The following is a 10,026-nucleotide window of genomic DNA, read 5'->3' as shown; positions in this document are numbered from 1 at the left end:
CCGCGCCGCCCCCCCCCCCCGCCGTTTTCAGTCCTCGTCGACGAGGAAGCGGCTGTATGCGCCCAGGGTGAGGAACGCGGGGAACTCCTCCCGCAGCGCGACCTCCCGGAAGATCTCCGCGGCGTCGTCGAAGCGATCGCCCTCGCGGCGCTCCACCTCGGCGAGCACCTCGCGGATCAGCTCCTCGACGTAGTCCACCGTGATCGGGGTGCCGTCCTGCGTGGTGCGGTCCTGGTGGATCCACTGCCACACCTGCGAGCGGCTGATCTCGGCGGTGGCCGCGTCCTCCATCAGGTTGTCGATGGCCACGGCGCCCAGGCCGCGCAGCCAGGCCTCCAGGTAGCGGATGGCGACGGACACGTTGTCCCGCACACCCTGCGCGGTGATGGGCCGCCCGATGTGGAGGTCGAGCAGGTCGGAGGCCTGGACGCGCACGTCGTCGCGCTGGCGATCGACCTGGTTCGGGCGGTCGCCGAGCACCGCGTCGAACTCGGCGCGCGCGGTGGGGATCAGGTCCGGGTGGGCCACCCACGTGCCGTCGAAGCCGTCGCCGGCCTCGCGCTTCTTGTCGGCGGACACCTTCTCGATCGCCAGGGCGGTGACCTCGGGGTCGCGGCGGTTCGGGATGAACGCGCTCATGCCGCCGATCGCGAAGGCCCCGCGCTTGTGGCACGTCTGCACCAGCAGCTCGGTGTACGCCCGCATGAAGGGGACGGTCATCGTGACCTCGCTGCGGTCGGGGAGCACGAAGCGCGCCCCACGACCGCGGTAGTTCTTGATGATGGAGAAGATGTAGTCCCAGCGGCCGGCGTTCAGCCCCGCGCAGTGGTCGCGCAGCTCGTACAGGATCTCGTCCATCTCGAACGCGGCCGGCAGCGTCTCGATCAGCACGGTCGCGCGGATCGTGCCGTGCGGGAGGCCGAGGTACTCCTCGCTGAAGGAGAACACGTCGTCCCAGAGCTTCGCCTCCTCGCTGGACTCGAGCTTGGCGATGTAGAAGTACGGACCGCGCCCCGCGTCGATCAGCGCCTGCGCGTTGTGCAGGAAGTAGAGGCCGAAGTCGACCAGCGAACCGGAAGCCGCAGTGCGACGGCCGGCGCGGTCGATGAAGGCGAGGTGCTTCTCCGGCAGGTGCCAGCCGCGCGGTCGCATCACGATCGTGGGGGTGCGCTCAGCCGTGACCCGGTACTCCTTGCCCTCGGGGGACGTGAACGAGAGCTTCCCGCGGATCGCGTCGCGGAGGGACAGCTGCCCCTCGATGACGTTCTTCCACGTGGGGCTCGTGGCATCCTCCTGATCGGCGAGCCACACGCGGGCGCCAGAGTTGAGGGCGTTGATGGTCATCTTCGGGTCGGTCGGCCCGGTGATCTCGACGCGACGGTCCTCCAGGCCGGGGCCCGCACCGGCGACGCGCCAGTCGGCGTCGGCGCGGATGTGCGCGGTGTCCTCGCGGAAGCGCGGGTCGTGGCCGTTGCCGATCTCGAAGCGGCGGCGCATCCGGTCGGCCAGGCGGTCGTGCCGCCGAGACGCGAACCGATGGTGCAGCTCGGTCAGGAAGGCGATCGCCGCGGGGGTGAGGATCTGGTCGTAGCGGTCACGGATCGGGCCGGTGACCTCGATCGCGGGACCCTGCTGGGTCGTCTGGATCGGGGCGGTCGTCGGGGGAGCGGTGGGAGTGGTCATGATGTGAGTCCTTCAGGTGGTGTCGAACGGTGCGACAAGAGGGGCCACACGCCCGGCGCGGCAGCGCCGCGGAGGGGGCGTGGGGATCAGTGGAACTGCGCGGCCTCGGTGGAGCCGGCGAGGGCGAGCGTGGCGCTGTCGGGGTTGAGCGCCGTGGAGATGACGTCGAAGTAGCCGGTGCCCGCCTCGCGCTGGTGCTTGGTGGCGGTGTAGCCGTCGGCCTCGGCGGCGAACTCGGCCTCCTGCAGCTCGACGTAGGCGCTCATGGCGCGCTCGGCGTAGCCGCGGGCGAGGTCGAACATGGAGTGGTTCACGGCGTGGAAGCCGGCGAGGGTGATGAACTGGAACTTGTAGCCGAGGTCGGCCAGCTCCTGCTGGAACGTGGCGATCTCGGCGTCGGACAGGTGCCGCTTCCAGTTGAAGCTCGGGGAGCAGTTGTAGGCCAGGAGCTTGCCGGGGTACCGGGAGTGGATCGCGGCGGCGAACTCCCGGGCGAGCTCGATGTCGGGCTCGCCGGTCTCCACCCACAGCAGGTCGGCGTAGGGGGCGAAGGCGAGACCGCGGCTGATGACCGATTCGATGCCGGGGCGGATGCGGTAGAAGCCCTCGGACGTGCGCTCGCCGGTGGTGAACTCCCGGTCGCGCTCGTCGACGTCGCTCGTGAGCAGGTCGGCGGCGAGGGCGTCGGTGCGGGCGATGATGACGGTCGGGACGCCGGCGACGTCGGCCGCGAGGCGGGCGGCGTTGAGCGTGCGGATGTGCTGCTGCGTGGGCACGAGCACCTTGCCGCCCAGGTGACCGCACTTCTTCTCGCTGGCCAGCTGGTCCTCCCAGTGGATCGCGGCGGCGCCGGCCTGGATGAGCGACTGCGCGAGCTCGTACGCGTTGAGGGGACCGCCGAACCCGGCCTCGGCGTCGGCGACGATCGGGGCCAGCCAGTCCTGCGTGATCTCGCCCTCGGCGTGCTCCAGCTGGTCCTGGCGCAGCAGCGCGTTGTTGATGCGACGGACGACGGCCGGCACGGAGTTCGCGGGGTACAGCGACTGGTCGGGATAGGTCTGTCCTGCGAGGTTGCCGTCGGCGGCGACCTGCCATCCGGAGAGGTAGATGGCCTTGAGGCCGGCGCGCACCTGCTGCACGGCCTGGCCGCCGGTGTAGGCGCCGAGCGCCCGGACGTAGTCCTCGGTGTGCAGGAGGTTCCACAGGTTCTCGGCGCCGCGGTGGGCGAGGGTGGCGTCCTCGCGGACGGAGCCGCGGATGCGGATGACGTCGTCGGCGGAGTAGGTGCGCTCGACGCCGTCCCAGCGCGGGTCGGTGTCCCAGATCTCCTGGAGCTCCGCCGCGGTCTGAACCTGGTCGCCGGCGCGCAGGCCGGCGGGGCGCGGAGTGGGGTTCTGTGCGGTGTGCGTCATGATGTCTCCTCGGATGGGACCGGCGTCATCGCCGGTGGCGTGTGACCACTCTGCGTGAAGATCGGCGACTCTCCTGGCCGGATCTGGAGAGAAATTTCCCTGGATTTCTGTTTCTGTGACAGAATCCCGGCCATGAGCACCGCAGACGCTGCCGAAGACACCGACGCCCTCACGATCGGTCGCCGCATCCGCCAGCTGCGCACCTCGCGCGGCATGACCCTCGAGGAGCTGGCCTCGGCCGTGGAGCGCGCGCCGAGCCAGCTCTCCATGATCGAGACCGGCAAGCGCGAGCCCAAGCTCACGCAGCTGCAGGCCATCGCCCGTGCCCTGGGCGTCACGATCGACGCGCTGCTGGAGGGAGAGCCGCTCGACGAGCGCAGTGCGATCGAGATCGCGCTGGAGCGAGCGATGAAGGGGCAGACGTTCCAGGCGCTCGGCATCGAGCCGTTCCGGATCGCGAAGAGCGTGCCGACCGACGCGCTCAAGGCGCTGCTCGCCCTGCACGGCGAGATCGACCGCCTGAAGGACGAGCGCGCGGCGACGCCGGAGGAGGCACGGCGGGCGAACGTGGAGCTGCGCCACCTGATGCGCCGGCAGGACAACCACTTCCCGGAGCTGGAGGCGAAGGCTGCCGAGCTGCTCGCAGCCGTGGGGCACCCCGGCGGGCCGCTCACACAGCGCACCGCGTCGGAGATCGCCGCGCACCTGGGGTTCACGCTGCACTACGCCCCCGACCTGCCGCAGACCACCCGCAGCGTCGCGGATCTCGCCAACGGACGGCTCTACCTCTCCAGTCGGGTTCCGGCGAAGGGCGACGCCAGGACGGCGGTGCTGCAGGCCCTGTCCAGTCGCATCCTCGGACACGCCGAGCCCCGCAGCTACGCCGAGTTCCTGCGCCAGCGCGTCGAGACGAACTACCTCACGGGCGCACTGCTGATGCCGGAGGCGCACGTGGCGCCCGCGCTGATCGACGCCAAGCAGCGGCGGTCGATCTCCATCGAGGACCTCCGCGACGCGTACTCCGTGTCGTACGAGACGGCCGCGCACCGCTTCACCAACCTCGCGACGCGTCACCTCGACATCCCGGTGCACTTCCTCAAGGTGCATGAGTCGGGCACGATCACCAAGGCGTACGAGAACGACGACGTGAACTTCCCGACCGACCGGCTCGGGGCCATCGAGGGGCAGATGTGCTGCCGCCGCTGGACCTCGCGGGTCGTGTTCGACGAGGACGACCGCTTCAACCCGTACTACCAGTACACGGACACCGGCAACGGCACGTACTGGTGCACGGCTCGGGTGGAGGCGTCCAGCGAGGGGCTGCACTCGGTCAGCGTGGGCGTGCGGTTCGACGACACGAAGTGGTTCGTGGGGCGGGACACCCCGCACCGCGGCGTCTCGAAGCACTCGGTCGAGGCGTGCTGCCGCCGTGCGCCCGCGGAGCTGGAGGGCCGCTGGCGGGAGAACTCGTGGCCGAACGTGAAGACGCCGCGCACGCTGCTGGCGACCCTCCCCACCGGCTCCTTCCCCGGCGTGGACACCACCGACGTGTACGAGTTCCTGGAGGCCCACGCGCCGCGCTGAGCCGGGTACCAGCCGGTCGTCCTCGCTGCTCGGCGAGAGTAGTTCGGTCTTGCTTAGTCAAGATTGACTATGTTACTTTCATCGAGCCATCAATGACGAACGGCCGAGAAGGGACCCTCATGGCTACTTCCTCTGCGGAAACCCGATTCCGCACCACTGCCACCCTGACGTGCGTTCTCGCCGCCGCGCTGACGCTCGGAGCATGCTCCGCGCAGACGCCGGGCGGCGAAACCGCCCCCACGAGTGCAAGCGACAGCGACGCCTGCAAGCGGAACCAGGATGCCGGCACCATCACCTACATCTCCGGTTACGGCTACTCGGCCAGCGCCGGGCAGATCGACGTGTTCCTCGCGAAGGAGCTCGGCTACTTCGACGACCTCTGCCTCGACGTCGAGATCAACGCCTCCGGAGCGAACGGCCAGCAGCTCGTCGCGTCGGGCCAGGCGCAGTTCACGGCGCTCGGCTCGGCATCCGACGTGATGCTCGCCGCCGCCAACAGCAAGAACCTCACCGCGGTCGCAACCTACGGCACCACGCCGCCGTTCTCGATCTTCGGCAACGAGAAGCTGAAGGACCTGACCGACCTGGAGGGCGGATCGCTCGGCTACTTCATCAACCTCACGCCCATCGCCTCGGCCATGCTCGACGAGGCCGGTGTCGACGTCTCGAAGGTCGAGATGGTGAAGATGACCAACTACGACCCCACCGTGGTCGTGCGCGAGCAGGTCGACGCGATCGTCGGCTACGCCTCGAACCAGCCGCAGTCCCTCAAGGCGCAGGACCTGCCGTTCAGCGAGTTCCTCCCGGCCGACCTCGGCGTCGAGGGCACGTACAACGTCATGGAGGTGAACTCGCGCTTCCTCGACGAGCACCGCGAGGTCGCCGCCGACTTCATGCGCGCGACGCTCAAGGCGCTGCAGTTCTGCCTCGACGAGTCGGACGAGTGCATCGACATGCTCGCGGAGCTGGCGGAGGAGAACGGCCAGGGCGCGGCGTTCCCGCGCGACCAGCTCGCCCGGACATGGGAGGTCGAGTCGGCCTGGGTGCGCGAGAGCGCGGGCGGCAACCCCGGCGTGCAGACCGAGGCCATGTGGGAGCCCGAGTACGAGATCGTGCAGGAGTACGGCGACGTGAAGGACCTTCCCGCCATCACCGACATGATGGACGCGGACCTCGTGGCCGACCTGTACGACGGCGACACCCTCGTCTGGTCGGAGAAGTGATGACCGCGGCACACGGTGCGGGCGTCGAGGTGCGCGGCGTCTCCAAGGCGTTCGGCGTCGACGGCGCCAAGGTCACGGTCCTCGACGACGTGAGTCTCACGATCGGCATGGGGGAGTTCGTGTCGGTGATCGGCCCCAGCGGATGCGGCAAGTCCACGCTGCTCAAGGTCGTCGCGGGGCTCCTCGACGCCGATTCCGGCACCGTCACGATCGACGGGGAGAGCGTCACCGCGGCTTCGCGCGACAAGAAGATCGGCCTCGTGCCGCAGTCGCCCGCGCTGCTCCCATGGAAGACCGTGCGCGAGAACGTCGAGCTCCCGGTGCGGATCAACCGCGGAGCGAACGGCGACCGAGCCCTCCGCGACCCCGCAGAGCTGCTGTCCACCTTCGGCCTCGGCCACGCGCTGACCAAGTACCCCGGGCAGCTCTCCGGCGGCATGCAGCAGCGCGCCGCGATCGCCAGGGCGTTCGTGTTCGACCCCGCAATCATGCTGATGGACGAGCCGTTCTCGGCCCTCGACGAGATGAACCGCGACCTGCAGCGCATCGCCCTGCTGGACTTCTGGCAGTCCAACCGCAAGGCGGTCATGTTCGTCACCCACTCGGTGCCCGAGGCCATCATGCTGTCCGACCGGATCGTGGTGATGGCCGCGCATCCCGGACGCATCGCCGAGGTGATCGACGTGGACCTGCCGCGGCCGCGGACCGAGGAGGCGTACGCGACGGACGAGTTCCGCGACCTGGAGGCAGTCGTGCGCGGTGCGCTGCGCGCGCAGACGGAGAAGGCCCATGTCTGAGCTGACGATGAGAGACACCACCGCCACCCTGGCCACCGCGCGCCTGCACGATACGCCCCGCCGCGGGGTGCCCGTCTGGCTGCGCTGGGGCTCGTGGCTGCCCACTCTGATCACGTTCGTGATCGCGGCCCTGCTCTGGCAGGTGGTGGCCTGGACCAACCCGTACGTCCTGCCGACACTGGAGGCGATCGGCGCGAGTCTGGTCGAGGACGCCGGCATGTACTGGTCGAACTTCCTGGTGACACTTCTCGAGGTGGTGGTCGGCGCCTCCGCCGGCATCCTCGCCGGGTTCCTGCTGGCCGTGATCATGGCGGAGTTCCAGATCATCGAGCGCGCCGTGATGCCGCTCGTCATCATCGTGATGGTCACGCCGATCGTGGCGATCGCCCCGGCGCTCGTGGTGGCGTTCGGCTTCGGCATGGTGCCGAAGTTCATCGTCACCGGCCTCGTGGTCTTCTTCCCGATGCTGGTGAACTCGCTCGCAGGACTCCGTGATGTGGATCAGAAGGCGCTCGACGTGTTCAAGACCCTGCACGCCTCGCGGTGGGAGATTTTCCGGGAGCTGCGGTTCCCCGGCAGCATGCCCTACGTGTTCGCCGGTCTCCGCATCGCCCTGCCCCTCGCGGTCGTCGGCGCGGCGGTCGCCGAGTTCGTCGCCGCAGGGCAGCAGGCCGGTCTCGGCTCGCTCGTGACCACGTCGGCCGCGCAGGCCAACCTGCCGGTGACCTGGGCCAGCATCGCCCTGCTCTGCCTGCTCGGCGTGCTCCTGATCGTGCTCCTCGCGGTCGTGCGCAAGCGCGTCCTGTGGTGGAGCGACGGCGAGGTCACCGCCAAGGGCTGACACGCACCCCGAACCCGGGGGTGGCTCCGTCGCCCCCGGGCTCGTCCGGCACGCCCTCGTACCCCCGAAACGACATCCCCCACCCACAAGGAAGGCACCAGCCATGACCGCTCAGCACCCCGTGAAGACGCTGCGACTCGGACTCTTCGAGAACGCGCAGGCCAACGACTCCGGCACCGCGACCTGGCGCCACCCGGACAACCGGCGCTACCTGTTCGACCGGCTCGACTATTGGCGCGACACCGCCCGCATGGTCGAGGACGCGGGCTTCGACTTCTTGTTCCTCGCCGACGCGTGGGGGTGGGCGGACGTGGCGGGAGAGCGACCCGACATCTGCTCCGTCGAAGGTCTCGACCTGCCGCGGCTCGACCCCGCCATCATCCTCGCCGCGCTGATCCCGGAGACCACGCGGCTCGGCCTCGTCGCCACCGGCTCCACCCTGCTGGAGCCGCCGTACTCTTTCGCCCGGCGGATGGCCACGCTCGACATCCTGTCCGGGGGGCGCATCGGGTGGAACGTCGTCACCACGGGCACCGCGGACACCGCCGTGCAGGGCTTCGGCGTGCCCATGGTGGGTCACGACGAGCGCTACCTGATGGCGGACGATTTCATGCAGGTCGTCTACAAGCTGTGGGAGGAGGCCTGGGAGGAGGGCGCGCTCGAACGCGACAAGTCGGGACGCTTCGCCGATCCGGCCAAGGTGCACCGCATCGCGCACGACGGGCCGTACTTCCGCTCCCACGGCTACGGCAACACGCAGCGCTCGCCGCAGGGAACGCCGGTGCTGTTCCAGGCGGGGGCGTCCCCGGCCGGGCGGGAATTCGGCGGCAAGCACGGCGAGGCGATCTTCGTCGGCAGCGGCTCGGTGGAACAGCTCCGCGCGCACTCCACCGCCATCCGCGAGGAGGCCGTGAAGAACGGCCGCGCCGCGCACGAGGTGAAGATCATGTCGGCGTTCGCCGCGGTGGTCGGCAGCACCGAGGAGGAGGCGCGGCGCACGTACGCCGAGGTCGCCGAGGCGCAGAACCCCGAGGTCACGGTCGCGTCCTACGCGTGGTTCACCGGCCTCGACCTGTCGTCGTACGACCCGAGTACGCCCATGTCGGAGCTGAGCACGGAGCTGTCGCAGACGCAGGTCGCGCGCTTCGCCGACAAGACCGTGGGCGACGTGCTCGGCGACTGGCACGCGCACGGCGTGGGCGCCCGGCCGATCGTCGGCACGCCGGAGCAGGTGGCCGACCGCATGATGGAGCTCGCCGACGGCGCCGACCTGGACGGCTTCCTGTTCGCCCCTGTCATCCCGCCCGCGTCGACCAGGGACTTCATCGAGCACGTGCTGCCGATCCTGAAGGAGCGCGGCGCCGTCGCCGAGCCGTCTGCGGAGCCGCAGTCGCTGCGCGAACGGCTGCTGGGCACACCGACCCCGGCGCTCGCCGACTCGCACGTGGGCTCGTCGTTCCGGCGGACGATGGCGCGTGTCTGACAGCCGCTCCGGCGTCGCCGTCGTGGGGAGCGCGAACCTCGATCTCGTGGTCGAGGTGTCGCGCCCTCCGCGCATCGGCGAGACGCTGCTCGGTCGCGCGGGCGGCCGCTTCCCCGGGGGCAAGGGTCTGAATCAGGCCGTCGCGGCCGCCCGCACCGGCGCTCCGTCGCGCTTCGTGGGCGTCGTCGGCGAGGACGAGGCCGCGGACCTGCTGGAGCGCACGCTCGCCGAGGCCGGGGTGGTCGCCGTGCTCCGTCGCAGTGCGGTCGCGCCGACCGGGGTCGCGCACGTGCTCGCGCTCGAGGGCGGCGACAACAGCATCGTGGTCGCGGCCGGGGCGAACGGCGAACTGTCCGTGCAGGACGCGGTGGACGGCGTCGCCGATGTCGCCGTGGTGCTCGCGCAGCTGGAGGTGCCGCGGGCGAGTGTGGCGGCGGCGTTGCGGGCGGCCAGGGCGGACGGCGCGGTGACGGTGCTGAACGCGGCGCCGGCGCACGCGGCGGCGATCGGCATGCTCGACGTGGTGGACGTGCTGGTGGTGAACGAGACGGAGTGCGCGGAGCTCGGCGGGATGGCACGCCTGCAGGCGGCGGGAGCGCGGGCGGTCGTGCTCACGCGCGGGGCCGCGGGCGTGGACCTCCATCGCAGCGGCCGTCCGGTGCATCGCGTCGAGGCGTTCCCGATCGACCCGGTCGACACGACGGGTGCGGGCGATGCGTTCTGCGGAGCTCTGGCCGCCGCGCTCGCCCAGGGCGTACCACTGGAGGAGGCCCTGGTGCGGGCGTGCGCCGCCGGGGCGATTGTGGCGCAGCACCGCGGCGCCACCACCCCCGCGCTGTCGCCCGCGTCCATCGCGGAGCTCCTGGCGACGCGCTGAGACCCTTCCGACGACGCGCAGGGGCGCTTCCGACGACGCGCTGGGCGCTTTCGGCGACGCGGCGATGGTGCTGTACGACGTGGCCTCGCGGGCGGGCGTCGTGACGCCGACGGTGTGCGGGCGGGG

The 10,026-nt window shown here is 70.5% G+C and carries 8 protein-coding genes; 6 read left to right on the top strand and 2 right to left on the bottom strand.

Features of this window, described 5'->3' with window-relative positions; translation table 11 throughout:
* Positions 1-27 precede the first annotated feature (27 nt).
* Positions 28-1,683: a malate synthase A gene (aceB, locus tag M3C17_RS09050; protein WP_259977337.1), complete on the bottom strand. Its 1,656-nt coding sequence runs from the start codon at positions 1,681-1,683 to the stop codon at positions 28-30.
* A gap of 86 nt (positions 1,684-1,769) precedes the next feature.
* Positions 1,770-3,095 carry an isocitrate lyase gene (gene aceA, locus M3C17_RS09045; RefSeq protein ID WP_259977336.1) on the bottom strand — a complete coding sequence of 442 codons (1,326 nt, stop codon included), beginning with the start codon at positions 3,093-3,095 and terminating at the stop codon, positions 1,770-1,772.
* 132 nt (positions 3,096-3,227) lie between these two features.
* Here aceA and M3C17_RS09040 point away from each other — a divergent pair, with 132 nt between their 5' ends.
* The 6 genes from M3C17_RS09040 (at position 3,228) to M3C17_RS09015 (ending at position 9,900) form a co-directional block, all read left to right on the top strand.
* Positions 3,228-4,679: a helix-turn-helix domain-containing protein gene (locus M3C17_RS09040; RefSeq protein WP_259977335.1), complete on the top strand. Its 1,452-nt coding sequence runs from the start codon at positions 3,228-3,230 to the stop codon at positions 4,677-4,679.
* Positions 4,680-4,798: 119 nt separating this feature from the next.
* A complete protein-coding gene (locus M3C17_RS09035) occupies positions 4,799-5,902 on the top strand; it encodes an ABC transporter substrate-binding protein (RefSeq protein ID WP_259977334.1) in 1,104 nt (367 codons plus the stop codon).
* Positions 5,902-6,699 carry an ABC transporter ATP-binding protein gene (locus tag M3C17_RS09030; RefSeq protein WP_259977333.1) on the top strand — a complete coding sequence of 266 codons (798 nt, stop codon included), beginning with the start codon at positions 5,902-5,904 and terminating at the stop codon, positions 6,697-6,699. The genes M3C17_RS09035 and M3C17_RS09030 overlap by 1 nt, the downstream gene beginning before the upstream one ends.
* Positions 6,692-7,540 carry an ABC transporter permease gene (locus M3C17_RS09025; RefSeq protein WP_259977332.1) on the top strand — a complete coding sequence of 283 codons (849 nt, stop codon included), beginning with the start codon at positions 6,692-6,694 and terminating at the stop codon, positions 7,538-7,540. Before M3C17_RS09030 ends, M3C17_RS09025 begins: the two co-directional genes overlap by 8 nt.
* A 103-nt stretch (positions 7,541-7,643) precedes the next feature.
* Entirely contained in the window at positions 7,644-9,023 is a 1,380-nt protein-coding gene (locus M3C17_RS09020; protein ID WP_259977331.1) for an NtaA/DmoA family FMN-dependent monooxygenase, read from the top strand.
* Positions 9,016-9,900, top strand: coding sequence for a PfkB family carbohydrate kinase (locus M3C17_RS09015; RefSeq protein ID WP_259977327.1), 885 nt, complete (start codon positions 9,016-9,018; stop codon positions 9,898-9,900). Before M3C17_RS09020 ends, M3C17_RS09015 begins: the two co-directional genes overlap by 8 nt.
* Positions 9,901-10,026 lie beyond the last annotated feature (126 nt).

The sequence above is a fragment of the Microbacterium sp. p3-SID336 genome (assembly GCF_025143365.1).
Classification (GTDB): domain Bacteria; phylum Actinomycetota; class Actinomycetes; order Actinomycetales; family Microbacteriaceae; genus Microbacterium.
This window is presented reverse-complemented; position numbering and strand designations above follow the sequence as displayed.

Excerpts from the sequence above, each read along its gene's own strand:
- M3C17_RS09025 (WP_259977332.1), top strand. The coding sequence starts at position 6,692 with ATGTCTGAGCTGACGATGAGAGACACCACCGCCACCCTGGCCACCGCG.
- M3C17_RS09030 (WP_259977333.1), top strand. The coding sequence starts at position 5,902 with ATGACCGCGGCACACGGTGCGGGCGTCGAGGTGCGCGGCGTCTCCAAG.
- aceA (WP_259977336.1), bottom strand. The coding sequence starts at position 3,095 with ATGACGCACACCGCACAGAACCCCACTCCGCGCCCCGCCGGCCTGCGC.
- M3C17_RS09040 (WP_259977335.1), top strand. The coding sequence starts at position 3,228 with ATGAGCACCGCAGACGCTGCCGAAGACACCGACGCCCTCACGATCGGT.
- M3C17_RS09020 (WP_259977331.1), top strand. The coding sequence starts at position 7,644 with ATGACCGCTCAGCACCCCGTGAAGACGCTGCGACTCGGACTCTTCGAG.
- aceB (WP_259977337.1), bottom strand. The coding sequence starts at position 1,683 with ATGACCACTCCCACCGCTCCCCCGACGACCGCCCCGATCCAGACGACC.
- M3C17_RS09035 (WP_259977334.1), top strand. The coding sequence starts at position 4,799 with ATGGCTACTTCCTCTGCGGAAACCCGATTCCGCACCACTGCCACCCTG.